27 protein-coding genes are annotated in these 24,759 nt (G+C 46.4%); 7 read left to right on the forward strand and 20 right to left on the reverse strand.

The features are described from left to right. Positions 1–16 precede the first annotated feature (16 nt). The 6 genes from hscB to uvrB all read right to left on the reverse strand — a co-directional run bounded on the left by hscB (position 17) and on the right by uvrB (position 5,504). Positions 17–544, reverse strand: coding sequence for a Fe-S protein assembly co-chaperone HscB (gene hscB / locus QUD86_RS06060; protein WP_286295894.1), 528 nt, complete (start codon positions 542–544; stop codon positions 17–19). Continuing rightward, entirely contained in the window at positions 522–845 is a 324-nt protein-coding gene (iscA, locus tag QUD86_RS06065; RefSeq protein WP_286295897.1) for an iron-sulfur cluster assembly protein IscA, read from the reverse strand. Before iscA ends, hscB begins: the two co-directional genes overlap by 23 nt. 37 nt (positions 846–882) lie before the next feature. Continuing rightward, the gene (iscU, locus tag QUD86_RS06070; protein WP_286295898.1) at positions 883–1,269 is read right to left on the reverse strand and encodes a Fe-S cluster assembly scaffold IscU; all 387 of its coding nucleotides are present in this window, start codon (positions 1,267–1,269) and stop codon (positions 883–885) included. Positions 1,270–1,312: 43 nt separating this feature from the next. Continuing rightward, on the reverse strand, positions 1,313–2,572 hold the full coding sequence (locus QUD86_RS06075; RefSeq protein WP_502928857.1) for an IscS subfamily cysteine desulfurase: 1,260 nt from the start codon (positions 2,570–2,572) through the stop codon (positions 1,313–1,315). Between the two features lie 39 nt (positions 2,573–2,611). Beyond that, on the reverse strand, positions 2,612–3,184 hold the full coding sequence (locus tag QUD86_RS06080) for a Fe-S cluster assembly transcription factor (RefSeq protein WP_286295900.1): 573 nt from the start codon (positions 3,182–3,184) through the stop codon (positions 2,612–2,614). A gap of 154 nt (positions 3,185–3,338) precedes the next feature. Further along, on the reverse strand, positions 3,339–5,504 hold the full coding sequence (uvrB, locus tag QUD86_RS06085; protein ID WP_286295901.1) for an excinuclease ABC subunit UvrB: 2,166 nt from the start codon (positions 5,502–5,504) through the stop codon (positions 3,339–3,341). A 182-nt stretch (positions 5,505–5,686) separates the two neighbouring features. On the opposite strand from uvrB, the gene QUD86_RS06090 reads away from it, so the two are divergent. From QUD86_RS06090 to QUD86_RS06110, 5 genes are read left to right on the forward strand one after another with little or no spacing between them, the layout of a single operon-like run. Beyond that, positions 5,687–6,886 carry an amino acid aminotransferase gene (locus tag QUD86_RS06090; RefSeq protein WP_286295902.1) on the forward strand — a complete coding sequence of 400 codons (1,200 nt, stop codon included), beginning with the start codon at positions 5,687–5,689 and terminating at the stop codon, positions 6,884–6,886. Between the two features lie 32 nt (positions 6,887–6,918). Next, positions 6,919–8,217 (forward strand): polyhydroxyalkanoate depolymerase, encoded by a 1,299-nt coding sequence (locus QUD86_RS06095; protein ID WP_286295904.1) that lies wholly within the window; start codon positions 6,919–6,921, stop codon positions 8,215–8,217. Between the two features lie 54 nt (positions 8,218–8,271). Further along, entirely contained in the window at positions 8,272–8,961 is a 690-nt protein-coding gene (gene rsxB / locus QUD86_RS06100) for an electron transport complex subunit RsxB (protein WP_286295905.1), read from the forward strand. A gap of 2 nt (positions 8,962–8,963) precedes the next feature. Further along, positions 8,964–9,620, forward strand: a complete 657-nt coding sequence (nth, locus tag QUD86_RS06105) for an endonuclease III (protein ID WP_286295906.1) — start codon at positions 8,964–8,966, stop codon at positions 9,618–9,620. Further along, positions 9,601–10,038 carry a DUF1841 family protein gene (locus QUD86_RS06110; protein ID WP_286295908.1) on the forward strand — a complete coding sequence of 146 codons (438 nt, stop codon included), beginning with the start codon at positions 9,601–9,603 and terminating at the stop codon, positions 10,036–10,038. The genes nth and QUD86_RS06110 overlap by 20 nt, the downstream gene beginning before the upstream one ends. Here the strand turns inward: QUD86_RS06110 and QUD86_RS06115 are convergent. The 4 genes from QUD86_RS06115 to clpB form a co-directional block, all read right to left on the reverse strand. Then, a complete protein-coding gene (locus QUD86_RS06115; RefSeq protein WP_286295909.1) occupies positions 10,035–10,475 on the reverse strand; it encodes an HIT family protein in 441 nt (146 codons plus the stop codon). The genes QUD86_RS06110 and QUD86_RS06115 overlap by 4 nt on opposite strands. Before the next feature lie 89 nt (positions 10,476–10,564). Next, entirely contained in the window at positions 10,565–11,863 is a 1,299-nt protein-coding gene (aceA, locus tag QUD86_RS06120; protein ID WP_286295911.1) for an isocitrate lyase, read from the reverse strand. A 247-nt stretch (positions 11,864–12,110) separates the two neighbouring features. Continuing rightward, entirely contained in the window at positions 12,111–13,358 is a 1,248-nt protein-coding gene (locus QUD86_RS06125) for an MFS transporter (RefSeq protein WP_286295912.1), read from the reverse strand. A 19-nt stretch (positions 13,359–13,377) separates the two neighbouring features. Further along, positions 13,378–15,972, reverse strand: a complete 2,595-nt coding sequence (gene clpB, locus QUD86_RS06130; protein WP_286295915.1) for an ATP-dependent chaperone ClpB — start codon at positions 15,970–15,972, stop codon at positions 13,378–13,380. A 103-nt stretch (positions 15,973–16,075) separates the two neighbouring features. Here clpB and QUD86_RS06135 point away from each other — a divergent pair, with 103 nt between their 5' ends. Then, complete coding sequence (locus QUD86_RS06135; RefSeq protein WP_286295917.1) at positions 16,076–16,318, forward strand: GIY-YIG nuclease family protein; 243 nt, start codon at positions 16,076–16,078, stop codon at positions 16,316–16,318. Positions 16,319–16,320: 2 nt separating this feature from the next. On the opposite strand, the gene QUD86_RS06140 is transcribed toward QUD86_RS06135, so the two are convergent. The 4 genes from QUD86_RS06140 to QUD86_RS06155 all read right to left on the reverse strand — a co-directional run bounded on the left by QUD86_RS06140 (position 16,321) and on the right by QUD86_RS06155 (position 17,860). After that, positions 16,321–16,893: an RrF2 family transcriptional regulator gene (locus tag QUD86_RS06140; RefSeq protein WP_286295918.1), complete on the reverse strand. Its 573-nt coding sequence runs from the start codon at positions 16,891–16,893 to the stop codon at positions 16,321–16,323. A 131-nt stretch (positions 16,894–17,024) separates the two neighbouring features. Continuing rightward, complete coding sequence (locus tag QUD86_RS06145) at positions 17,025–17,453, reverse strand: DUF2244 domain-containing protein (RefSeq protein ID WP_286295920.1); 429 nt, start codon at positions 17,451–17,453, stop codon at positions 17,025–17,027. Positions 17,454–17,490: 37 nt separating this feature from the next. After that, entirely contained in the window at positions 17,491–17,646 is a 156-nt protein-coding gene (locus tag QUD86_RS06150; protein ID WP_286295921.1) for a hypothetical protein, read from the reverse strand. A 34-nt stretch (positions 17,647–17,680) separates the two neighbouring features. Continuing rightward, positions 17,681–17,860 carry a hypothetical protein gene (locus QUD86_RS06155; protein ID WP_286295922.1) on the reverse strand — a complete coding sequence of 60 codons (180 nt, stop codon included), beginning with the start codon at positions 17,858–17,860 and terminating at the stop codon, positions 17,681–17,683. A gap of 81 nt (positions 17,861–17,941) precedes the next feature. Here QUD86_RS06155 and QUD86_RS06160 point away from each other — a divergent pair, with 81 nt between their 5' ends. Continuing rightward, entirely contained in the window at positions 17,942–18,562 is a 621-nt protein-coding gene (locus tag QUD86_RS06160) for an alpha-ketoglutarate-dependent dioxygenase AlkB family protein (protein WP_286295923.1), read from the forward strand. A 41-nt stretch (positions 18,563–18,603) separates the two neighbouring features. Here the strand turns inward: QUD86_RS06160 and moaE are convergent, their stop codons facing one another. From moaE to QUD86_RS06190, 6 genes are read right to left on the reverse strand one after another with little or no spacing between them, the layout of a single operon-like run. Beyond that, complete coding sequence (moaE, locus tag QUD86_RS06165) at positions 18,604–19,068, reverse strand: molybdopterin synthase catalytic subunit MoaE (RefSeq protein ID WP_286295925.1); 465 nt, start codon at positions 19,066–19,068, stop codon at positions 18,604–18,606. Position 19,069: 1 nt separating this feature from the next. Beyond that, positions 19,070–19,327 carry a molybdopterin converting factor subunit 1 gene (moaD, locus tag QUD86_RS06170; RefSeq protein ID WP_286295927.1) on the reverse strand — a complete coding sequence of 86 codons (258 nt, stop codon included), beginning with the start codon at positions 19,325–19,327 and terminating at the stop codon, positions 19,070–19,072. 54 nt (positions 19,328–19,381) lie between these two features. After that, positions 19,382–20,626, reverse strand: coding sequence for a molybdopterin molybdotransferase MoeA (locus tag QUD86_RS06175; RefSeq protein ID WP_286295929.1), 1,245 nt, complete (start codon positions 20,624–20,626; stop codon positions 19,382–19,384). Positions 20,627–20,654: 28 nt separating this feature from the next. Continuing rightward, positions 20,655–22,097: a threonine synthase gene (thrC, locus tag QUD86_RS06180; RefSeq protein WP_286295931.1), complete on the reverse strand. Its 1,443-nt coding sequence runs from the start codon at positions 22,095–22,097 to the stop codon at positions 20,655–20,657. A 19-nt stretch (positions 22,098–22,116) separates the two neighbouring features. Continuing rightward, on the reverse strand, positions 22,117–23,427 hold the full coding sequence (locus QUD86_RS06185) for a homoserine dehydrogenase (protein WP_286295933.1): 1,311 nt from the start codon (positions 23,425–23,427) through the stop codon (positions 22,117–22,119). Then, positions 23,424–24,683: a pyridoxal phosphate-dependent aminotransferase gene (locus QUD86_RS06190; RefSeq protein WP_286295934.1), complete on the reverse strand. Its 1,260-nt coding sequence runs from the start codon at positions 24,681–24,683 to the stop codon at positions 23,424–23,426. The genes QUD86_RS06185 and QUD86_RS06190 overlap by 4 nt, the downstream gene beginning before the upstream one ends. Between the last annotated feature and the right edge of the window lie 76 nt (positions 24,684–24,759).

Here is a 24,759-nt window from a genome sequence, read left to right on the forward strand (position 1 = left end):
GAACTAGAGTTTAAAGCTATGCTAAAGCGGAGATGGCGTCATCTAGCTCAAGCGCAAACTTATCGATAAAAAGGAGGCCTCTCAGTAATTCGGCAGCGCGATGGTAATTCTTGGCACCATCAATTGCCTGCCCAATTTCTGCGAGAGTTTCTTTCTTGGAAGCATTTACTTCTTCAGTGAGAGCTTCCAGCGCTGCAAAATCATGTTCAGACTCCTCAAGACTCTCGCGCCAAGCCATCTGCTTCATCAAAAAAGCCGCTGGCATTGCGGTGTTTGTCTCAAGATGGGCATCCACTCCATGCAGTTGACAAAGATACAAACCACGCTGAATCGGATGCTTCAGGGTTTGAAAGGCGGTATTCGCAAAGGTTGTCATTTGCATAGCCAATCGCTGCTCGGTATCGCTACCACGAGCATGGCGGTCTGGGTGTACCTGCTTCTGAATCGCGAGATAGGCCTGATCCAGCGCCGCTAAATCTATATTGAATTGCTGCTCTACACCAAAAAAACGAAAGTAATCTTCAGACGCGGAAGGATTCGCCACAACCACACTCGTCTTTCATATTTGGATTTTGGAACTTGAAGCCTTCATTCAGGCCCTCACGCACAAAATCCAGTTCGGTACCATCTAGATAAGCCAAGCTCTTTGGGTCGACAAAAATCACAATTCCATTAGACTCAAATCGAGTATCTTCTGGAGCGGCATCATCGACATATTCGAGCTGGTAAGCCAAGCCCGAGCATCCAGTAGTGCGAACACCCAAACGTAAGCCGCAGCCTTTTCCGCGCTTATCTAAATTACGCTGAACATGCTTTGCTGCTTTGTCGGTAAGGGTAATAGCCATATTGAGAACCTATTCTTTAAGCATTTTTACTAAACAATTACTGAACAGGATGCTTTTCTTTGTAATCAGCCACTGCTGCCTTGATGGCATCTTCCGCCAAAATAGAGCAGTGAATTTTTACTGGTGGCAAAGCCAATTCTTCAGCAATCAATGAGTTCTTAATCTCTAAAGCTTGGTCTAAGGTTTTGCCTTTAACCCACTCTGTTACCAAAGAGGATGAGGCAATCGCTGAACCACAACCATAGGTCTTGAATTTAGCGTCCTCAATCACACCTTGATCATTCACGCGGATCTGCAATTTCATGACGTCACCGCAAGCTGGCGCACCAACCATACCGGTACCAACCTGGTCATCACCTTTTTCAAAAGAACCCACATTACGGGGGTTTTCATAATGGTCGATTACTTTGTCGCTATAAGCCATGATATTTCCTTATTAACTGTTCTATATTGCTGTTAAAAGCTGATTAATGCGCAGCCCATTGAATGGTGCTGATATCAATACCATCCTTAAACATTTCCCACAATGGTGAAAGCTCTCTCAACTTCGCGATCTTCTCTTTCACCAACTTAATTGTGAAGTCCACTTCTTCTTCTGTAGTAAAGCGGCCTAAAGTAAAGCGAATCGAACTATGTGCCAGCTCATCATTTCGACCCAGCGCACGCAACACATAAGAAGGCTCTAAGGAAGCGGAGGTACAGGCAGAACCTGAAGAAATCGCTAAATCTTTCAACGCCATCAACATCGACTCACCTTCAACATAGTTAAAACTAATGTTGAGATTATGGGGAACACGAGTATCCATATCGCCGTTGACATACACTTCTTCGATATCTTTTAAGCCTGCCAATAAACGATCGCGTAAGGCACGGATGCGTTTATTTTCTTCGGCCATTTCGATACGAGCAAAACGGAAGGCTTCGCCCATACCCACAATTTGGTGCACCGCCAAAGTGCCTGAGCGCATACCGCGCTCATGACCACCACCATGAATCTGAGACTCAATCCGGATGCGGGGCTTACGACGGACAAATAAAGCGCCCATTCCCTTTGGACCATAACTCTTGTGGGCTGAGAAGCTCATTAGATCTACTTTGGTGTTTTCTAAATCAATCTCAACCTTACCGGTAGCCTGCGCTGCATCAACGTGCAAAATAACGCCACGCTCACGGCAGAGCTCACCAATCGCAGGTATGTCTTGAATTACACCAATTTCGTTATTGACATACATGACTGAAGTCAAAATAGTTCCCGGCTTCATTGCCGCTTTGAGTTGCTCAAAGTCAATCAAGCCATTAGGCAGCACGTCTAAATAGGTCACCTCGAAACCTTCGCGCTCTAAGTCGCGGCAAGTGTCTAGTGTGGCCTTGTGCTCAGTCTTGACGGTAATGATGTGATTGCCGCGATCTTTGTAAAAGTGAGCAGCGCCTTTCAATGCCAAATTAATACTTTCAGTGGCACCACTAGTCCATACGATTTCTCGTGGATCGGCGTGTACCAATTGGGCCACTTCTGAACGCGCCCATTCAACGGCCTCTTCCGCTGCCCAGCCATAAGCATGACTCCGGGATGCTGCGTTACCAAACTGCTCGCGCAGAAAAGGCATCATCTTGTCCACGACACGGGGATCGATTGGAGTGGTTGAGGAGTAGTCCATGTACACAGGAAAGTGTTTTGGACTAAACATTGGTATAGATTGCTGAGGAATGTCTTGTGGTGCGTTCATGATTGGCTTATAAGTTAAATAGTTAGAGCTTTGCTAGGTTTAGTTACTTAGCTTAGCTAAATTAAAAACAGAATTAATTAGGGGCCGCTTGGGAGCAAGCTCTTTTTTAATTGAAAGTGCTGGGGCTGATTTTTGAGCCTTGACACCTTCAACTTTAATTTTCTTGTGTCGCATGTCTTGAATCACTGCGCCGCGACCCTCTTGCTGTTGAACAAGATCATTCAAAGATACCGAACTGAGATACTCAACCATCTTGGAGTTCAGATTTGTCCAAAGATCATGGGTCATGCAGTGGCCATGGCTTTCTTCATCAGACTGGCAATTGCCCTTACCGCCGCACTGGGTGGCATCGAGCGGCTCATCCACCGCAACAATAATGTCTGCAACACTAATCTCGTTGGACTTGCGGGCTAGGGTATAACCACCGCCTGGGCCACGGGTACTCTCGACGAGGTTAAATCGGCGCAATTTACCGAATAACTGCTCTAAGTAAGAAAGGGAAATCTTCTGTCGTTGGCTAATTCCGGCCAAAGTAACAGGTCCGTGCGTTTCACGGAGGGCTAAATCAATCATTGCGGTTACTGCAAAACGACCTTTTGTTGTAAGTCTCATATGGCACCTTGGTAATGGATTGTTATGGACAGCTAACAGCCTGGCGGGTAATACCCGACCATTCCACTCAACTTTACCATACCCTCCAGTAATTTGCACGGGGAAACCCTGATACCTCGCTATCAAAGCAAGGGGTTAATGTCTGCAGCGTTACTTAGACACTATCCCTAGATCTGGCGCCAAAAGCCATCTCCTTAACTTTGGTCAGGCGATCTCGAGTACTGGCCGCCTTTTCAAACTCAAGATTTTTGGCCTCAGTGTTCATTTGCTTCTCTAAGCGCTTGATTTCACTGGAAAGATCTTTTTGGGTCATATCCTCGTAGTGCGCGCGCTCTTGCTCTACCTGCATTTCTGTACGCTTCTCTTTTACGTCATAAACGCCGTCAATGATGTCTTTGATGCGCTTCTTAACCCCGCGAGGAACAATGCCATTCGCTTTATTAAAAGCCTCCTGCTTTGTTCTGCGACGGTCGGTCTCATCCATAGCGCGTTGCATAGAATTGGTAATGCGGTCGGCATACAGAATAGCCTTGCCGCGAACGTTGCGCGCTGCCCGTCCAATCGTCTGGATTAAGCTGCGCTCAGAACGTAGGAAACCTTCCTTGTCGGCGTCTAAAATGGCGACGAGAGAAACCTCAGGAATATCTAAACCTTCTCGTAGTAAATTAATTCCCACCAAAACATCAAACACACCCAAACGTAAATCGCGCAGAATTTCTACACGCTCAACAGTATCAATATCGGAGTGCACATAGCGCACCTTCACGCCATGATCTGATAAGTAGTCGGTTAACTGCTCTGCCATTCGCTTCGTTAAGACCGTAACCAACACCCGCTCATGCACCTTCACTCGTTCATGAATTTGCCCAAGCAAATCATCTACCTGCGTACTAGCGGGTAAAACTTCAATTTGAGGGTCTACTAATCCAGTCGGTCTTGCTACTTGCTCAACCACTTGTCCAGTATGCGTATTTTCATAATCTGCTGGGGTAGCTGATACAAACATGGTCTGACGCATTTTGGTTTCAAATTCAGAAAATTTCAGCGGCCGGTTATCCATTGCTGATGGCAGCCGAAATCCAAATTCAACTAAGGTTTGTTTACGTGATTTATCACCGTTGTACATTGCATTAAGCTGTCCAATAAGTACATGACTCTCATCCAAGAACATCAGTGCATCATTAGGCAGATAGTCTACTAACGTCGGCGGCGCCTCACCTGGCATGGCCCCTGACAGGTGACGGGAATAATTTTCAATTCCTTTACAAAAGCCAAGCTCATTGAGCATTTCTAAATCAAAACGAGTGCGCTGCTCAAGACGTTGCGCCTCTACAAGCTTGCCATCTTTCACAAACTCATCTAAGCGAAGTCGTAATTCAACCTTGATTGTCTCGATGGCTTTTAAGACAGTATCGCGAGGGGTCACGTAGTGCGAACTTGGATAGACCGTAAAGCGTGGAATTTTTTGACGAATTTTGCCTGTCAACGGATCAAAAAATTGCAAACTTTCGATTTCATCATCAAATAACTCAACCCGGACAGCTAACTCATTATGTTCGGCTGGGAAGATATCAATCGTATCGCCACGCACTCGAAATACACCCCGCTTAAAGTCCATTTCATTTCGATCGTATTGCATGGCAATTAAACGCATCAAAATATCGCGCTGACTCATCTTGTCACCGGGACGCAATGTCATCACCATGCTGTGATAGTCGCCCGGGTTACCAATGCCGTAAATTGCCGATACGGTTGAAACAATAATGACGTCGCGACGCTCTAATAAACTCTTTGTGGCCGAGAGTCGCATTTGCTCAATATGTTCATTGATGGACGAGTCCTTTTCAATAAATAAATCGCGCGTAGGAACGTAAGCCTCAGGCTGGTAATAATCGTAATAGCTGACAAAGTACTCGACTGCATTCTTAGGAAAGAATTCCCGAAACTCACTATAGAGCTGCGCAGCTAAAGTCTTATTTGGAGCAAAAATAATGGCAGGTCGACCTGTTCTGGCGATCACATTGGCCATCGTGAAGGTTTTACCCGAGCCCGTAACGCCCAGCAGCGTTTGAAAGGTCAGACCATCCTCTATTCCAGCCACCAGTGCATCGATTGCGGCCGGCTGATCGCCTGCGGGCGGAAACGGCTGGTACAGATGAAAAGGGGAATCAGGGAAGGAAACGAACTTTGCAGGATCGAGATCGTGACCTGCTTCACCTAAGGGGTCAGCTTGTATGGTGGATTGGGCTTTGGGGGCTATCGCACTTTCTGTCTCTAAGGAGGATTTTTTAGGGTACTTTGGGGGCATCTCAGCTATCATTTCACATGTAGCTTTTAGCCACAGCGAATTTTTCACAAACAATGATTTTGCCGTTTTTATGCAGAAATAGCTAAACCTGATGCCAAAATACAAAGATTGAAATAAATTCTATCGACCTTAAACCGATAAAGCATTGATTTAACTAATTATTTAACCCTGAACACCTACTTACTGACCTCCCAATGACCTTGTTTGCCTCCGTCCAGCTAGCCCCTAAAGATCCTATTTTTGGCCTTACCGAAGCCTATGTCGCCGATCAACGTGCAGACAAAGTGAACTTAGGTGTGGGCGTGTACTACACCGACGAGGGCAAAGTACCCCTTTTAAAGGCAGTAATTAAGGCGGAAGAGGCGATTGTGGCTAAGCGCTCCCCGCGCGGCTATATCCCAATCGAAGGACCAAATCCTTACAACAGCGCAGTCCAAAACCTCTTGTTTGGCGCTGACTCTGCACTGATTGAAGCGGGTCGTGTCGTGACTGCTGAATGTCTGGGCGGCACGGGTGCATTGCGTGTTGGCGCTGACTTTATTAAGCGCCTGAACCTCAATGCGCCTTGCGCTATCAGCAACCCCACCTGGGAAAACCACCGCGGTATTTTTGAGTCCGCTGGTTTTGAGGTGCTGGAATATGCCTACTTCGACGGAGAGACTCGTGGTGTCAATTTTGATGGCATGGTCAAATCGTTAGAGTCATTCCCACAGTTCACTACCGTGTTACTGCATGCCTGCTGCCATAACCCTACCGGGGCTGACATTACTGAGGCGCAGTGGCGTCAAGTCATTGCTATTTGTAAAGCAAAGCAGCTCATTCCTTTTCTGGATATGGCTTATCAAGGGTTTGCGGAGGGGATCGAGCAGGATGGCGTAGCCGTGCGTTTATTTGCTGACTCTGGCATGTCTTTCTTTGTCTCCAGCTCTTTCTCTAAATCGTTCTCACTCTACGGTGAGCGCGTAGGCGCCCTCTCTATCGTGACTCAAAGCAAAGATGAATGCACTCGCGTTCTATCTCAGTTAAAGCGGGTCATTCGGACGAACTATTCCAATCCCCCAACTCATGGCGCCGCTATTGTGGCGGCCGTGCTCAATTCGCCTGAGTTGCGTCAACTTTGGGAAAATGAGTTAGCCCAGATGCGCGATCGTATTAAAACCATGCGCCAAGGACTGGTGCAAAAACTGGCTGCCGCTGGGGTAAAGCAAGATTTTGCCTTTATCGAAAAGCAGCGTGGCATGTTTTCTTATTCCGGGTTAACTGCCGCACAAGTAGAGCGCTTACAGAAAGAAGATGGGATTTATGCCCTCTCCACAGGTCGTATTTGCGTAGCTGCCCTCAATACTCACAATATTGACAAAGCTGCCGTAGCGATAGCCCGCGTTTTAGCCTAAACAGCAGTTACACTGAGTTAACAGGAGGCAACATGCTATATCAACTTCATGAGTTCCAGAAATCGCTACTAGAACCAGTCAGTTCTTGGGCGCGTGCTGCTTCAGCTGCTTTTATTGATGCCTCTAACCCAGCATCCAAAATTCCTGGCTCTGAGAGATTGTCTGCGAGTTACGAGTTGCTTTACCGCCTCGGCAAAGACTACAAGAAGCCAGAGTTTGGTATTCGTACAGTGCATGCACACGGTCGTGAAGTTGCCATTCAAGAAATCGCTACTGTCACTAAACCATTTTGTAAATTGATTCGCTTTAAGCGCTACTCTGATGATGTTGAAGTCATTAAGAAGCTGAAAGAAGATCCCGTCGTTTTAGTGGTTGCGCCTATGTCTGGCCATCACTCCACCTTATTACGCGACACCGTGCGCACCTTATTGCAAGATCACAAGGTCTACATTACTGATTGGATTGATGCTCGCACTGTTCCGTTAGCGGATGGTGAATTTGGTTTAGATGACTACGTACACTATGTACAAGAATTCATCCGTACCATTGGCGCAGAAAATCTTCATGTAATTTCAGTGTGTCAGCCTACAGTTCCGACTTTAGGAGCCATTTCTTTGATGGCTACTGCGGGTGAGAAAACTCCAGCATCCATGATCATGATGGGCGGCCCAATTGATGCCCGCAAGTCTCCAACGGCAGTGAACGACTTGGCAGACCAAAAATCATTTGAGTGGTTTGAGAGTCATGTTATTTACAGCGTCCCACCCAACTATCCTGGTGCAGGTCGTAAGGTCTACCCTGGCTTCTTGCAGCACACTGGCTTTATGGCAATGAACCCAAGAAATCATATGCAATCTCACTGGGATTACTTTCAAAATCTAGTGCGTGGTGATGAGCAAGATGTCAAAGCACATATTCGTTTTTATGATGAGTACAACGCCGTCCTTGATATGGATGCGAAGTTTTACCTAGACACGATCAAAATAGTCTTTCAAGATTACGCTCTGCCTGATGGTAAATGGAAAGTGGCAGGTAAATTAGTGAAGCCTCAAGATATTACCGAAACTGCCCTACTGAGTATTGAAGGCGAGTTAGATGATATTTCTGGTAGTGGCCAAACACGCGCAGCCCATGCGCTTTGTTCGGGTATTACCAAACCCAATAAAGATCACTATGAAGTTGCTGGGGCCGGGCACTACGGTATCTTTGCCGGTCGTCGTTGGCGCGAGAAAGTCTACCCAAAAATTAAATCGTTTATTCGTGAGCACCAGACTGTTCAGAAGAAAACCCGAGCGCGGCCGCCAAAGCTGGGAAGTAAGAAGTCTGCATAAACTAGCAGCGCGACCTCAGGGTCGCGTTTCTAGTTCTAGAGCATTCAGATCAATATGCAAAGCCAGCAACAGCGAACACTTGCCGATCGTCTCGAGAATCTACTCCCCCAGACCCAATGTACTAAATGTAGCTACCCCGACTGCAGGGGATATGCTGAGGCAATGGCCTCTGGTGAGGCCTTACCTAATCGATGTCCACCGGGCGGTGTAGAAGGCATCAGGCGCTTGTCTGAGTTGCTGACACCCATATATCCTCAGGCTACCTTTAAACTCAATCCCACGATCGATACTGACTGCGGACTAGAGCGCCCCAGAACCATTGCTTTGATTGATTCAAATACATGCATCGGTTGCACGCTCTGTATTCAGGCTTGCCCTGTTGATGCCATTGTGGGGGCTTCAAAACAAATGCATGTAGTCTTGAGTGATTGGTGTACTGGCTGCGACCTTTGTATTCCACCCTGCCCCGTTGACTGCATCACTATGATCGATGTCACCGGCGCTCAGACTGGATGGGATGCCTGGTCTGCGCCATTGGCCGACATAGCGCGCACCCGTTACCATGCTCGTGAAAAGAGATTGGAGCGCGAGGAGCAAGACAATGATGCACGTCTTGCTAAAAAAGCTGCGGCTAAATTAGATGAAGTTAATGCACAATCTCCTCAGTCTGAAGAGGCAAAACAAGAGCAAGAGCGTAAGCGAGCCATCATCGCTGCGGCTATTGCGCGCGCTCAGCAAAAGTAATCATGAATCCCGAAAAGCGACAGGCCTTTTTTGAGCAACTTAGGGCAAATAATCCCAACCCAGAAACTGAACTGGAATACAGCTCGCCCTTTGAACTCTTGATTGCGGTATTGCTATCCGCACAAGCGACCGATATTTCGGTAAACAAAGGTACAAGAGAGCTATTTAAGATCGCCAACACTCCGCAAGCACTATTGGATTTAGGTGAAGCAGGGGTCAAGCCTTTCATCCAGCATATTGGGTTATTTAATGCCAAGGGTAGACACATTCAAGAGACTTGCCATTTATTAGTAGGGCAATATGGCGGTGAAGTGCCGCAAGTTCGCGAGGACTTAGAGTCCCTTCCAGGTGTCGGTAGAAAAACGGCGAACGTTATTCTCAATACGGCTTTTGGACATCCGACTATGGCAGTAGACACGCATATCTTTAGAGTGTCTAATCGCACGGGCTTAGCGCCTGGAAAAGATGTTGTGAAGGTTGAAGAGCAACTACTCAAGCGCATACCCAAGGAGTTTTTACAAGACGCACATCATTGGCTTATTTTGCATGGGCGATATACCTGCAAAGCACGCAACCCTGAATGCGAGCAATGCATAGTCGAACCCCTCTGCAGCTTTAAGCAAAAAACTGGTAAAGGAAATGTACGTGGCCCTATTTAATCCGACACGTGAAGAGGTGCGGCGTTTTTTCTGTGATACCTGGAAAAAGAAAATAGATAATCAGATTCTGGCTCCGATGGAAATGATTGCCAGCGACTGGATGATCCAACATCCCGAATATCACACATTGTTACTAAACCCAGAGAACGCTGTAGAGCAAGACTACACACCAGAGCGCGGGGAAACCAATCCCTTTTTACATCTCTCCATGCACTTATCGATCAGTGAGCAAGTCTCCATCGATCAGCCACCCGGGATTAAAGCAATCTCGGCGCAGCTCTGGAAGAAACTAGGAACAGAGCACGAGTCTCAACACGCCATCATGGAATGTTTAGGGCAGGTAATGTGGGAGACACAACGCGAGGGTCAGCCCCTTAGCCCCGAAAGATATCTCGAAGCACTAAAAAAATTGGTTTAGCGTAATGCCGTAATCGCAGATTTAACAGCTGCTGATAGATTTTTTGCTAAGAGCTGACGCGCTTCAATTGCAGATGCTGATGTTTCCTGAGTCCTTTGCGACCACGCTGATCCTGGAAAGAAAGCATCGTCCCTATACCGAGGGATAACATGCCAATGAATATGGGGCACCATATTTCCTAAGGCAGCTAAATTGATCTTATCGGGCTTCATCACTTGACGAATCGCCTGCTCCACCGCAAAGACAAGCGTCATTAAGTGCTCACGCTCACCATAACTGAGATCCGTCATCTCAGCGACGTGGTGATTCCATATGACCCTACAAAATCCAGGTAAGTCTGCGTCGTTTACCAAGATTACTCGGCAGTCATCCCCAAGCCAAATTAACTCACCCTCCTCGGATGAGGGGGCTACTGTACAAAGGGAACAAGTATTCATAGGCAGAATGTATATGAAAAAGGCACCTAAGTCACTCTTATGGAGCTATTTAGGTGCCGATAAACACTAAAACTAGGGGATGTACTAAGTTAGTGGAACTGCTCTTCTTCTGTTGAGCCTGTCAAAGCGGTTACTGAAGATTTACCACCCTGTATTACAGTCGTGACATCATCAAAGTAACCGGTGCCTACCTCTTGTTGATGCGATACGAATGTATAACCCCGATCACGCGCTGCAAATTCTGGTTCTTGTACTTTTTCGACATACGCTGTCATGCCACGTTGCATATAGTCTTGAGCCAAATCGAACATGTTGTACCACATGGAATGAATACCAGCGAGGGTAATAAACTGATATTTGTAACCCATCGCACCCAATTCACGTTGGAATTTAGCAATCGTTGCATCGTCTAAATTCTTCTTCCAGTTGAAAGAGGGTGAGCAGTTATACGCCAGCATCTTGCCAGGAAATTTAGCGCGAATGGCCTCTGCAAACTGTCGAGCAAACTCTAAGTCAGGAGTACCTGTCTCGCACCACACCATATCGGCATAGGCGGCGTAAGCTAAACCACGAGAAATGGCCTGATCCAAACCCTTGCGTGTTTTATAGAAGCCTTCTGGAGTGCGCTCTCCTGTTAAGAATGGCTTATCGTTTGCATCGTAGTCAGAGGTTATTAAGTCGGCAGCTTCAGCATCTGTTCTAGCCAAGATAATTGTTGGTACACCCATAACATCGGCTGCTAGGCGAGCTGAAATCAATTTTTGGACTGACTCTGCTGTTGGTAATAAGACTTTGCCGCCGAGGTGACCGCACTTCTTTACTGATGACAACTGGTCTTCAAAGTGAACCCCCGCTGCACCCTGCTTAATAAGCGCCTTACTGAGCTCAAAGGCGTTCAATACACCACCAAATCCAGCCTCAGCATCCGCTACGATAGGAGCGAAATACTCTATGTAGCCAGCATCCCCTTTCTGAATTCCTTTAGCCGTTTGAATTTCATCAGCACGCTGAAAGGAATTGTTAATCCGCTCAACCATCTTAGGAACAGAATCTACTGGATAGAGTGATTGATCTGGATACATTGCAGCAGAAGAATTCCCATCGGCAGCTACCTGCCAACCTGACAAGTAAATCGCCTGAACACCTGCTTTTACCTGTTGCATTGCTTGACCACCAGTTAGAGCGCCTAAGCAGTTGACATAAGCCTCACTGTTTACTAAGTCCCACAATCGTTCAGCCCCATGTTTGGCCAAAGTGTACTCAATCTTTAATGAGCCCCGCAGACGAACAACATCCTCAGCGGTATACCCACGAGTGATGCCCTTCCAGCGGGGATTAGTATCCCAATCCTTTTGTATTGCTGCAATTTCTGCTTTGCGATCTGCCATGGTTTTCTCCCTAAATTAAACAAAATATTGAGACGGTAAGTCTTATGTCTTATATAAGAGTTTATATAGAAAACGAATGCATGCAAGATTTATATTCAGTGTTATTAAGATTTAATAATTCAATTAAATCAATAACTTAAAATCAATATTTTATAATGTGGAAAAAAAGGATCAACAGGTGAAACATTTCACCGTTACAGCTAATAAGCAAGTTTTATCAGCAGAAACGGTGTTTCATATTGTGAAATTAAATGACTGACTTGGTTTTAAGGGTCGTCAAAGAAGCCACCTTAAATCCAGTCAAGATAATCATCAACTGCAACAGTGCCACGCCCACAAATAATAATTTAGGTAAACCGGCGTCTAAGAAGATGCCAAATACCAGCGGGCTGAGAGCGGCGCCCAAATCAATTCCTGAATAGATAATGCCATAGACTCTGCCAGATGCCCCTGCTGGAGTAGCGGTACGAATCATCAAATCTCTTGAAGGTGCAGCAATACCTAAGCCGGCACCGATAACAATAAAGGGAATGACAATTCCATCAAAGGGAACCCACCCTGTCGCCAACAATAAACCCATCAAAATACTACTCGTAAAGCAGATGGTGATGATGCGCTCCGGATTAGCAAAACGCTTAGCAAAATAACCACCCAGCAGCATCCCACCGGCTCCGCCCAAAGACATTAATGTCAAAAAATAATTACCCGCACTGACAGGTAGCGCATAAATTTGAAAAAGAGCACTCGGGGCAAATGACTGCATGCCGGTAGTGGCGGACATACTAAAGAAAAAGAAAATCCAACACAGCCATACGGCAGGTAGCTTTAGAAAAGCAAAAGTAGTGAGAGCCCCAGTGCCGGGGTTTGCGGCAGCATGAGTAGCCGCAGATTCTGCTTGACGCTCTTTTACATTATCAATGAGCCGTTCACGGCTTAACCACAGCACTAAGAGTATTAACGCCTCAAGAACCGCGGCCGATAAGAAGGCAATTCGCCAGTCAGCAAGCGTTGCCATTGCAACCATAAAGGCTGGGGCAGCAGCCCAGCCCAGATAACCGGTTACGCCATGAATAGAATATGCATAAGGCAAATTTGGCGGGGAAATTTTATGATTGATTAAGGTGTAATCCACCGGGTGAAAAATACCATTACCGCAACCAGCAATCACTGCACCCATCACCAACATAGCGTACCCATTACTTTGCGAGTAAGTTAATGCAGCAAGGGCAAGTAGCCCAACCCCAACAAACAGTACTGGGCGAGCGCCGATACGATCGACTAAAAATCCAGAAGCTGCCTGAATGATGCAGGAGACGACAAAGAAAATCGTCATTAACAAGCCTAGCTCTGCATAACTAAAGCCAAACTCTGCTTTGAGCCATGGGAACATCGGCGGCAAAATTAAATGAAAAAAGTGGGAGCTGCCGTGAGCCAAGCTAATTAAACCAACTACTCGGACATCACTGGCACGCCTTATTTGTAGCGCATCAATCATGTACCGAGTTTACTGCCAATTACTTAGTGAAGATAAAGTCACCCTTTTGATCGATATCGACTGGTACGGTGTCTTCAGGACCAAACTTTCCCTCCAGAATCATCTTCGAAACGGGGTTCTCGATATATTGCTGAATCGCTCTTTTTAGCGGTCTTGCCCCAAACACCGGATCAAACCCTACTTCTGCAATCTTCGCTAGGGCCGCATCGGTAACATCAAGATGCATATCGATTTTCGCAAGCCGGTCAGACAAGTTTTTAAGTAAGATCTTCGCAATATCGGCGATGTTGCCCTTATCTAGGCCGTGGAACACAACGATCTCGTCAATGCGATTGAGAAACTCTGGACGGAAATGCGTTTTAAGCTCTTCAAAGACTGCATCTTTTATCTCAATCTGCTTCTTACCGACCATAGACTGAATGAGATGCGAACCGATATTACTAGTCATCACAATCACGGTATTTTTAAAATCGACTGTGCGCCCCTGACCATCTGTTAAGCGACCATCATCCAATACTTGCAGTAGTACATTAAACACATCTGGATGCGCCTTCTCAATTTCATCAAACAAGATGACGCAGTAAGGATGACGTCGCACCTTCTCCGTTAGATAGCCGCCCTCTTCATAACCTACATAACCAGGGGGCGCTCCGATTAAACGCGCAACACTATGTTTCTCCATAAACTCACTCATATCAATACGAATGAGGTGTTCTTCGCTATCGAATAAGAAACCGGCCAGAGCCTTACAAAGCTCGGTCTTTCCAACGCCCGTTGGCCCCAAGAATAAGAATGAGCCATAGGGACGATGTTCTTCAGCAAGGCCCGCACGTGAACGACGGATCGCATCTGATACCGCACGAATAGCCTCTTCTTGGCCTACTACTCGATGATGAAGTAACTCCTCCATCTTGAGTAATTTATCGCGCTCACCCTGCATCATTTTGGACACCGGAATACCAGTTGCACGAGAAACTACCTCGGCAATTTCTTCTGCTCCTACCTGAGTACGCAACAACTTATTTTTAACTACGCCATCTTTACTAATATTAGCCTCTGCAGCAGCGGCAGATTTCAGCTTAGCTTCTAGCTCTGGCAATTTAGCATATTGCAATTCAGCAACTTGCTCCAGCTTACCTGCACGCTGCAGCTTCACTATGTCTGCGCGTACCTTTTCAATTTCTTCCTTGATGTGCGCTGCGCCTAAGACAGCGCCCTTCTCCGCCTTCCAAATCTCTTCTAAGTCAGCATACTCGGCACCTAAGCGCAAAATCTCATCTTCAATTAACGCTAAGCGTTTTTTAGAGGCATCATCCTTTTCCTTCTTGACGGCCTCCCGCTCAATCTTCAGCTGAATGAGACGGCGCTCTAGCTTATCCATGACTTCTGGCTTAGAGTCAATCTCCATACGAATACGAGAGCCTGCTTCATCTATTAGATCAATCGCTTTATCGGGCAAGAAGCGATCTGTAATATAGCGATGAGAAAGCTCAGCAGCCGCCACAATCGCCGGATCCGTGATTTCAATACCATGATGCAGCTCATAGCGCTCTTGCAAGCCACGCAAGATGGCAATCGTTGCCTCTACAGTGGGCTCTTCCACCATGACTTTTTGGAACCGGCGCTCTAAAGCAGGGTCTTTCTCAATATATTTACGATATTCATCTAAGGTAGTGGCGCCAATACAATGCAATTCACCACGAGCCAAGGCCGGCTTGAGCATATTGCCCGCATCCATAGCGCCATCGCCCTTACCAGCCCCCACCATCGTATGAATCTCATCAATAAAGATAATCGTGCGACCCTCATCTTTAGCAACATCACTTAACACTGCTTTCAGGCGCTCCTCAAACTCACCCCGATATTTAGCGCCCGCCAAAAGTAACGCCATATCTAATACCAGGACACGCTTTTCTTTTAGGGTTTCGGGTACCTCGCCATTAATAATCCGCTGCGCTAAACCCTCTACAATCGCAGTTTTGCCAACCCCAGGTTCGCCAATTAATACAGGGTTATTTTTGCCGCGACGCTGCAGTATTTGAATGGTGCGACGAATTTCATCATCCCGCCCAATCACTGGGTCTAGCTTACCCAAGCGTGCTCGCTCAGTTAAGTCCACTGTATATTTTTTAAGGGCTTCCCGTTGTCCTTCAGCATCGGCACTGTTCACTGACTCTCCTCCGCGGACTACATCAATAGCCGCCTCTAATGATTTACGATTCAAGCCGTTCTCACGTGCAATCTTGCCAAGCTCACCTTTATCGTCAGCCACTACCAATAAAAATAGTTCGCCCGCAATAAACTGATCGCCTCGTTTCGTGGCTTCTTTTTCACACAAGTTAAACCAATTGCCTAAGTCACGGCCAACCTGCACTTCGCCATTTGTGCCCTGCACTCCAGGAAGATTGTTAATCAGCCTCTCAGAAGCTTTTTCTAGGCTGGCTACATTGACACCGGCACGGGTGAGTAAGCTTTTTGCGCCACCATCAGAATCTCGCAGCATGGCGATGAGCAGATGCGCTGGCTCGATAAATTGGTTATCTTTAGAGAGAGCTAAGCTTTGTGCCTCACTGAGCGCTTCTTGAAATTTAGTCGTGAACTTATCTATTCTCATTTTGATTCCTTATTGGATCTGTAGATATCTACCTATAGAATATAAGGACATTATTGAAAATTTCAAGTGTATTACCCTACTTAAAAGCGAATTTAACCCTACTTTGACTTGGCTTGTTTACCTCCTAGAGTGCGCTGATGGCAGTTATTACGCTGGCATTACCAATCGCCTAGAGCATCGGTTAGAGGCCCATAACTCAGGTGAAGGAGCCCGCTATACCCGTTCACGTCGGCCGGTAGCAGTGATAGCAACCCAAAGTCACCCGGATCGATCTGAAGCCTCGAAGGCAGAAGCAAGATTAAAACGCTTGCCTCGCTCCCAAAAGCGGGCGTTTTTCGAGGCCTAAATTTAGCAGGCGCTTGATCTTTGCAAGTAATCGCCAAAACTAAAGATTGAGTTTGGTCCGAGTGGCACTTGCTCCACTTTCTTGAAGGTAGTCTTAACGACCCTTTGCACCTCACCCTTAGCCAATTTTTCAGGCTTAGTCTTGGGATTAATAAATGATAGGCGCTCTGGTGCAGACTGAATCTCACTAAAGCGAGGAACATAGTCTTTGATTGCAGAAGACAGAGTGACATTAGCCATGCAACTAAGCATGTAGGCTTCCAAGGATTGATATAGTTCGCTGGCAATGTCGCATGCCTCAACCTTACGTTTTTTGATGTAATTCATCGCTAAAACAACATCCTTGATGGTCACCATTCCAGGGTCTTGCAGCAAGATATAGCCCCCACGACGTCCCTTGGTGCCCTTCACTATTCCAGCCGCACGTAGTGCGCTGAGTAAAAGCTCTATTCTGCTGATCGACAGATTTTGTCGCTGAGCTAACTCCAATCCAGTTACGGGCCTAGCACTGTTTGAGTGAGAGGCGATATCCACCAAAGTATTGAGGGCTGCCTTTACTGCTGTTGTGATATCCATATTGAATTTGTCAGAAATGTAATATTAATTAATAAAGGTGAGTTGAATCACGAGATTTCAGTATGAAACTAATTTCATCTAGCTGCTGAGGCTGCCTTAGTAACCCTTTTCAGATGATGGTTTGGATGCGATTAAGCGAGGCGAGGCCTTAATTCAGAAATCAACATTCTTAGAGGCTCTGGCCGTAAAAACTGACCTAACTCAACCCGCTGCTCTGATTGTTCGATATAAAATACTTTCTGGTGCTCTAACGGAGGAACCACTCTAGCCCACTGCGTATTGAATTCAAAACAAGTTTCTTTGTAGGCAATAAATTTTTTAACTATTAAGCGATTTCCATTGATTTCAATCTCTTCAAAATCGAGTGCATGGCGGCAATAAATTAAAAATCCAAGCGTTACTGCAGTGATTTCAATGGTTGTGAACACCAAAATCATTTTTACCCCAACGAGAAAAAACCCAATGCCAACCGTCAAGGAAAGGCAGACCAGCGCTAAATAAAATTGCAGCAACTGACGGGGGGACAATGCGCAATTACGTCGCATTCGCCAGATTTTCATTTCATCTCACTTGCTGGTGCTGGGTTTGGTGTGGCTACTAACTAGTAGAAGCACTTTTCATATTTCTGGCTTTCTCAATTTGATCAGCGCTACGTTGCTGAAAGTCAACCATTGAGTGATGCCCCATTTGATAGCATGGGCAGTGCTTTCCTAAAATCCAACGGGCCAACTTAATACGTAATTTTTGAATCATTTTATTCTCCAAATCAAATAGATTATTTAGTAGGTCAACTGGCCTTGGTGCTGTCATTTACCGAGGGAGGCTCAACGCTATTGCTGTCCTTCATGATGAGCTTTGGTGCACTCATTTTTTCCCCGTCCCAGATCTGGCCGCACCAGCACTCTCCTGCATCATTAATAATGCATACGCCCGATCCACAACAAAATCCTGCCGGTGGTTTCATCATTAACCTCACTGAACCTTAAAATAAACAATTAAGTCTATTCTAGAGTTTTTATCAAATTCCTGCTCTTACCCACCCTAACGAATGAATGCACGAAATTTACCCCTTGAAGATCTGGGCTCTGGCAGCTTGATACCCGTATTAACAAGGGATGGCCAAGCACACTACCTTAGCACCGTCTTTCCTCCAGACCAAGCTGACGACTTGTTTCAGACTCTCATCGAGTCTGTTTTATGGCAGCCAGATCAAGTTATGATGTTCGGTAAGCTAGTGACGACCCGCAGAAAAGTGGCATGGATAGGAGATCCTGATTGCAGTTATACCTATTCCGGAATTGAACGTCAGCCTCAAGCCTGGACCCCAGCGCTATTGCTGATTAAAGCAAAAGCAGAAGCGTTGTCGGGATGTCAATTTAACTCCTGTCTAGCCAACCTTTACCACAGCGGTGACGAAGGTATGGGCTGGCATAGCGATAATGAAAAAGAATTAGATTCCAATATGCCAATCGCTTCATTTAGCCTTGGCGGAAGAAGAAAGCTCGCCTTTCGTCATCGAGATGATCAAGAAACCGTTGCTTTATTTTTAGAGCATGGCAGCTTGCTGATCATGCGCTCCCCGATTCAGGAGCACTGGCGCCATAGCCTATTAAAAACAAAGACACTGGTGGCTCCCCGAATTAATCTGACATTCCGAAAAATACGGTGAGATTAATAAATGACTGGTCTTTCGGTTTTTGGCTTTAGTTTTTAAGCTTTATTCCATTTAGCGATTGCAGTGTCATCGGACACTCGGGCATCTACCCATCGACCACCCTCAGGCGTCTCTTCTTTTTTCCAAAAAGGAGCTTCGGTTTTGAGGTAATCCATGATGAACTCGCAGGCTGAAAAGGCTTCACCTCGATGTGCGCTAGTTACTGCCACCAAAACGATCTGATCTTCCGGTAGTAGTGGGCCCACGCGATGAATAATTAATGCTTTACGAATATCCCAACGCGATCTTGCTTGCGTAACGATGTCTTCAAGGGCTTTTTCAGTCATCCCGGGATAGTGCTCTAGAGTCATGCCTTGCACTTGGCTGCCGTCATTCATATCTCTGACGGTGCCTAAAAAAGTGACCACTGCACCTACCTGGGGATCATTTTTACGCAATGCTGAGATTTCACCAGTAAGGTCAAAGTCCGCCTCCTGAATACGAATGATGGTCCCTGACATCCTATCCGCCAGTCACTGGAGGAAAGAAGGCTACTTCAGCCCCCTCCTCCAAAGGAGTAGTGTCATTGACCATTTGCTGGTTCAGGGCACAGCGAATCACTTTGCTGCTCGCCAGCACTTCAGCCCATGGGTCACCGCGAAGTATTAAAAAGGCCCTTAAGTCTGCAATCGTTTTGATGTGGTCAGCAACGACAATACTTTCTTCTGAGAGGCCAAGGCCTTCACGCAAAGAGGCAAAGAATCGTAATTGGAGTTTCATGGAAAGCTTAGGGTTCAGATCGGGGTTGGGGTTGAGGTCGGAGTCGGGGTTTTGCTAAGTCAGTAGCGCATTAAATGGAATGTACTTAACCATATCACCAACCTGAATCATCTGACCCGGCGGGCAATCAAGCAATCCATCGCCCCACGAGGCGCTGGTAAGCACCCCAGAGCTCTGATTAGGAAACAAATCTAAGCCGCCTTGGGCATTGATTTTTACGCGCAAGAACTCATTACGACGATCAGCCTTGGGCCAATTAAAATCAGCGCGCATAGGATAAGACTGCGGTGTCACTACTGGGCGCCCTTGAAGCTTCAGAATGAAGGGCCTCACAAACAATAAAAAGGTGACAAAGCTAGAAACGGGGTTGCCCGGCAAACCCATAAACCAGGCCTCACCACCATCTAACTGACCCGACTTACGTACCGCACCAAAAGCCAAAGGCTTGCCTGGCTTAATCGCAATTTGCCATAAATCTAAACGGCCTTCAGCGCTAACTGCTGGCTTAATATGATCTTCCTCGCCAACCGATACGCCGCCAGAGGTGATAATCAAATCATGATCCTGACTTGCTCTTCGCAAAGCGTCACGAGTGGACTCAAGACGATCCGGAACAATGCCTAAGTCCGTTGGCTCGCAACCCAGTGATTTAAGGCAGGCCAATAAAGTGTCGCGATTGGAGTTGTAGATACCCCCCGGCTTGAGCGGCTGCCCAGGAAGCGATAACTCATCCCCTGTAAAAAAAGCGGCTACCTTCACGCGGCGCTTGACATCCAAGTGGGTCAAACCAGCCGAAGCTGCTACACCCAACTCTTGAGGACGCAAAAAAGTACCTGCAGTAAGCGCCGTTTTCCCTGCTGTGAGATCTTCACCACGACGCCGAATCCACTGACCAGCAGTTGGTGCGATTGTTACCTGAACCTGATCGGAATGCGTTTCAGAGATGATGCAGTCTTCCTGCATCACTACTGCATCGGCACCCAAGGGTATTGGGGCGCCTGTAAATATCCTAGCAGCAGTGCCGGGAGTTAATTGAACCCCCATTGACCCCGCAGGAATACGCTGCCCAATTTTGAGCATGCTTCCTGGTGTCGCCGTATCAAGACTACTCACTGCGTAGCCGTCCATGGCAGTGTTATCGACTGGCGGTACATCCACTAAGCTATTGACGTCTTGCGCAAGAACTCGACCCAAAGCCGATTGCATCGCAACGGTTTCTTGCCCTTCTACTGGTTTGGCCTGTGACAGAAGATGCTCTAAGGCCTCATGCGCAGTCAACATCGGGGGCTTTTTGGTCATGAGTTAATGAGTAAACTGGCTTACTAAATTAATCGAGATGCGTCGCAAGGAATGTTTTGACTTGATTGACATCTGCATCTATATTTTCGACCCACTGAGGTTTAGACTTGATGTCCTTAAACGCTTCTGGGCACTCGGCAGGGCGACCTAAAGCTATCTCGATCGTCTCTTCAAACTTAATAGGAAGTGCCGTTTCCAAAACAATCATCGGAATCCCGGGCTCTAGGTAGTCTCTTGCGACCTTCACACCATCGGCAGTATGCGTATCAATCATGATGTTGTATTGCTGATCTACATTTCGTATCGTATCTAGGCGATTTTGATGGGTGCTTCGGCCAGATTGAAAACCGTACTGCCCCATCTCTTGAAAAATGACTTCTTGAGAAATATCAAAGCCACCAGCGGTATCCACTTGTTTAAACATCGCCGCAGTTTGTGCGCCGTCTTTACCAACGAGATCAAACACAAAGCGCTCAAAATTACTGGCCTTAGAAATATCCATTGATGGACTTGAAGTATGCAAGGTCTCTGCTGACTTTCGTGCGCGATACACGCCAGTAGTGAAAAACTCATTCAGTACATCGTTTTCGTTAGTGGCCGCAACTAAATGGGCGATTGGCAATCCCATCATACGGGCAATATGTCCTGCACAAATATTGCCAAAGTTTCCTGAGGGCACCGTAAACGATACTTTTTCTGAACTTGATTGAGTAGCTAGTAAGTAACCTTGGAAGTAATACACCACTTGCGCAACAACACGGCCCCAATTAATCGAGTTAACTGTGCCAATACGATACTTCGCTTTAAAGGCATGATCGTTACTAACGGCTTTAACAATGTCCTGACAGTCATCAAATACACCGGCAACTGCCAGGTTAAAAATATTGGGGTCTTGCAAAGAATACATTTGCGCAGATTGAAACGCGCTCATCTTGCCACGAGGTGAAAGCATGAAAACGTTCACGCCTTCTTTGCCACGCATGGCATATTCAGCCGCACTACCAGTATCACCAGAGGTTGCACCCAAGATGTTCAGTTTTTGTCCTGAGCGCCTCAGGGCATACTCGAAAAGATTACCAAGCAACTGCATCGCCATATCTTTAAAAGCTAAAGTAGGTCCATTAGAGAGACTTAACAAACCTAAGCGAGTACCACCTTCTTCTCCCAGCCAATGTAAGGGTGAAATATCTTTTGCATTGTCCGCTTTACGTCCATTGCAATAGACTTGCTCTGTATAGGTCTTACGCAACAAAGCACGTAAATCCTCTTCAGGGATGTCATCGCAATACAAGCTTAATACTTCGTATGCCAGGTCTGCGTAAGACAAGCTTCGCCATGAATCTAATTGTGCTGGGCTCACTTGTGGGTATTCCACTGGCAAGTACAAGCCTCCGTCTGGGGCTAAGCCGCCAAGCAGAATTTCTAGGAAGGATTGCTGTGGGCTATTGCCCCGAGTAGATTGGTAACGCATGTTTTGTAATCAATCTTTTCTATGACAAATTTTCTAAACGGATCTTAATAACCTCACCCGCTACTGTTTTCAGATTCTGAATTTCACGAATAGCTGCCAACATATGCTTTTCTTTAGTCTCGTGCGTCAGCGCTACAAGATCAGTTTGACTTTCGCCTTCATCTGCCTCTTTTTGCAATAGAGCATCAATCGAAATATTGTGGGAAGCTAAGATCTTGGTAATGTCAGCCAACACTCCGGCCTGATCAGCTACGCGTAATCGCAGATAGTAGCTGGTAGTAATTTCACCTATTGGCAAGACGGCAATATCACGCACTGCATCTGGCTGGAAGGCTAAATAAGGAACGCGATGCTCAGGGCTTGCACTGTGTAAACGGGCAATGTCTACCAGGTCAGCAATCACTGCTGAGGCAGTTGGCTCTGAGCCAGCACCCTTGCCGTAGTACAAAGTGGTACCTACCGCATCACCAAACACTTGCACCGCATTCATCGCACCCTCAACGTTTGCAATTAAACGCTTGGTTGGGATGAGTGTGGGATGCACCCGTAGCTCTACACCTGTTGAAGTTTTCTTAGCGATACCTAGTAACTTAATGCGGTAACCCAGCTGTTCGGCATATTTAATGTCGATCGCATCTAACTTCGTAATGCCTTCCACATGTGCTTTTTCAAATTGCATAGGAATACCAAAAGCAATCGCACTCATGATGGTCGCTTTGTGAGCAGCATCTACACCTTCAATGTCAAAAGTGGGATCTGCCTCTGCATAACCTAGGCGCTGAGCCTCTTTAAGGACAGTTGCAAAATCTAAGCCTTTGTCACGCATCTCTGACAAAATAAAGTTGGTAGTGCCGTTAATGATGCCGGCAATCCACTCGATGCGATTTGCAGTGAGGCCTTCGCGTAGCGATTTAATGATCGGAATTCCGCCAGCCACTGCCGCTTCAAATGCCACCATTACACCCTTTGCATGCGCTGCTTTAAAAATAGCATTACCGTGAACGGCAATCAGGGCCTTATTCGCCGTAACGACATGCTTGCCTGCTGCAATCGCTTCAAGCACCAAGTCTTTGGCAATACCGTAGCCGCCGATAAGCTCTACAACAATGTCTATTTCAGGATTATTAATGACTGCACGCGCATCACTGACTACTTGAGCGTGGTCCTGAACCAATTCTTTTGCGCGCTCGACATTGAGATCGGCAACCGTATGGATTCGGATACCGCGACCTGCACGACGCACGATTTCCTCTTGATTGCGTTCCAATACTGTAAATACGCCAGCACCTACAGTGCCAATGCCTAATAGGCCTACTTGAATCGGTTTCATAACGCCTTTGATACTGTTGAGTTAGCTACTTTGCGGCTATGTTTTTGACGATAACGCTCCAGAAAACGTGCAAGACGACCTATCGCCTCTTTAAGTACATCCTCATGGGGCAAGAACACTAAACGGAAATGATCTGGTTTGCCCCAGTTAAATCCGGAACCTTGCACCAGCAACACTTTTTCTTCTTTAAGTAAGTCCGCAATAAATTGCTGGTCATCTTCAATTGGATACATTTGCGAATCAAGCTTAGGGAATAAATACAGGGCAGACTTTGGCTTCACACAAGTGACGCCGGGTATTTCGGTAATGAGCTTCCAGGCAAGATCACGCTGCTTCGCTAAGCGACCACCTTCAGCCACCAAATCATTAATGCTTTGATAGCCACCTAAAGCCGTTTGAATCGCATACTGGCCAGGAACGTTGGCACAAAGGCGCATAGATGAGAGCATATTCAGGCCCTCAACATAGTCACGAATCATTTCTTTATCACCGGAGACAACCATCCAACCAGCGCGATAGCCGCAGGAGCGGTAGTTTTTGGATAAGCCATTAAAGGTGATGGTGACAACATCGGTAGATAACGACGCTAGGGAAACATGCTTCTCTTGGTCATACAACATCTTGTCGTAAATCTCATCAGCGAACAGAATCAAATCATGCTCACGAGCAATTTCCGTGATTTCTTTTAAAACCTCAGTAGAGTAAATGGCGCCCGTTGGATTGTTAGGATTAATCACCACAATCGCTTTAGTGCGAGGCGTAATTCTCTTGCGCAGATCGGCTAAATCTGGCGCCCAATCTTTTGACTCATCACAGAGATAGTGAACCGGTGTGCCGCCAGATAAGCTTACTGCGGCAGTCCATAAAGGGTAGTCAGGGGCTGGCACCAACACTTCATCGCCATTGTTAAGCAAGGCATTCATTGCTAAAACGATTAATTCAGAAACTCCATTGCCGGTATAGATGTCGTCCAAAGTGACGCCTCGAATCCCTTTTTCTTGGCAATAATGCATGATTGCCTTGCGAGCAGCAAAAATTCCCTTGGAATCGGAGTAGGCTGAGGCATTACCCAAATTACGAATCATGTCCAACTGAATCTCTTCAGGGGGATCAAAGCCAAAAACACCTACATTGCCGATGTTTAATTTAATGATCTTATGACCCTCTTCCTCCATACGCTGAGCAAGCTCCAGCACAGGTCCACGGATGTCATAACAGACATGATTGAGTTTTTCGGACTTAAGGATCGGTTTCACAGTAAATTCAGAGTTAAGTTCTTGAAATCTAGGAAAAAACAGCTGGCTATAATCCCTTAATTATGACAGAGAGTCC

The organism is Polynucleobacter sp. TUM22923, from assembly GCF_030295705.1.
Taxonomy (GTDB): Bacteria; Pseudomonadota; Gammaproteobacteria; order Burkholderiales; family Burkholderiaceae; genus Polynucleobacter.

Excerpts from the sequence above, each read along its gene's own strand:
- iscA (WP_286295897.1), bottom strand. The coding sequence starts at position 845 with ATGGCTATTACCCTTACCGACAAAGCAGCAAAGCATGTTCAGCGTAAT.
- iscU (WP_286295898.1), bottom strand. The coding sequence starts at position 1,269 with ATGGCTTATAGCGACAAAGTAATCGACCATTATGAAAACCCCCGTAAT.
- QUD86_RS06075 (WP_502928857.1), bottom strand. The coding sequence starts at position 2,572 with ATGAACGCACCACAAGACATTCCTCAGCAATCTATACCAATGTTTAGT.
- QUD86_RS06080 (WP_286295900.1), bottom strand. The coding sequence starts at position 3,184 with ATGAGACTTACAACAAAAGGTCGTTTTGCAGTAACCGCAATGATTGAT.
- uvrB (WP_286295901.1), bottom strand. The coding sequence starts at position 5,504 with ATGATAGCTGAGATGCCCCCAAAGTACCCTAAAAAATCCTCCTTAGAG.
- QUD86_RS06090 (WP_286295902.1), top strand. The coding sequence starts at position 5,687 with ATGACCTTGTTTGCCTCCGTCCAGCTAGCCCCTAAAGATCCTATTTTT.
- QUD86_RS06095 (WP_286295904.1), top strand. The coding sequence starts at position 6,919 with ATGCTATATCAACTTCATGAGTTCCAGAAATCGCTACTAGAACCAGTC.
- rsxB (WP_286295905.1), top strand. The coding sequence starts at position 8,272 with ATGCAAAGCCAGCAACAGCGAACACTTGCCGATCGTCTCGAGAATCTA.
- nth (WP_286295906.1), top strand. The coding sequence starts at position 8,964 with ATGAATCCCGAAAAGCGACAGGCCTTTTTTGAGCAACTTAGGGCAAAT.
- QUD86_RS06110 (WP_286295908.1), top strand. The coding sequence starts at position 9,601 with ATGTACGTGGCCCTATTTAATCCGACACGTGAAGAGGTGCGGCGTTTT.
- QUD86_RS06115 (WP_286295909.1), bottom strand. The coding sequence starts at position 10,475 with ATGAATACTTGTTCCCTTTGTACAGTAGCCCCCTCATCCGAGGAGGGT.
- aceA (WP_286295911.1), bottom strand. The coding sequence starts at position 11,863 with ATGGCAGATCGCAAAGCAGAAATTGCAGCAATACAAAAGGATTGGGAT.
- QUD86_RS06125 (WP_286295912.1), bottom strand. The coding sequence starts at position 13,358 with ATGATTGATGCGCTACAAATAAGGCGTGCCAGTGATGTCCGAGTAGTT.
- clpB (WP_286295915.1), bottom strand. The coding sequence starts at position 15,972 with ATGAGAATAGATAAGTTCACGACTAAATTTCAAGAAGCGCTCAGTGAG.
- QUD86_RS06140 (WP_286295918.1), bottom strand. The coding sequence starts at position 16,893 with ATGGATATCACAACAGCAGTAAAGGCAGCCCTCAATACTTTGGTGGAT.
- QUD86_RS06145 (WP_286295920.1), bottom strand. The coding sequence starts at position 17,453 with ATGAAAATCTGGCGAATGCGACGTAATTGCGCATTGTCCCCCCGTCAG.
- QUD86_RS06150 (WP_286295921.1), bottom strand. The coding sequence starts at position 17,646 with ATGATTCAAAAATTACGTATTAAGTTGGCCCGTTGGATTTTAGGAAAG.
- QUD86_RS06155 (WP_286295922.1), bottom strand. The coding sequence starts at position 17,860 with ATGATGAAACCACCGGCAGGATTTTGTTGTGGATCGGGCGTATGCATT.
- QUD86_RS06160 (WP_286295923.1), top strand. The coding sequence starts at position 17,942 with ATGAATGCACGAAATTTACCCCTTGAAGATCTGGGCTCTGGCAGCTTG.
- moaE (WP_286295925.1), bottom strand. The coding sequence starts at position 19,068 with ATGTCAGGGACCATCATTCGTATTCAGGAGGCGGACTTTGACCTTACT.
- moaD (WP_286295927.1), bottom strand. The coding sequence starts at position 19,327 with ATGAAACTCCAATTACGATTCTTTGCCTCTTTGCGTGAAGGCCTTGGC.
- QUD86_RS06175 (WP_286295929.1), bottom strand. The coding sequence starts at position 20,626 with ATGACCAAAAAGCCCCCGATGTTGACTGCGCATGAGGCCTTAGAGCAT.
- thrC (WP_286295931.1), bottom strand. The coding sequence starts at position 22,097 with ATGCGTTACCAATCTACTCGGGGCAATAGCCCACAGCAATCCTTCCTA.
- QUD86_RS06185 (WP_286295933.1), bottom strand. The coding sequence starts at position 23,427 with ATGAAACCGATTCAAGTAGGCCTATTAGGCATTGGCACTGTAGGTGCT.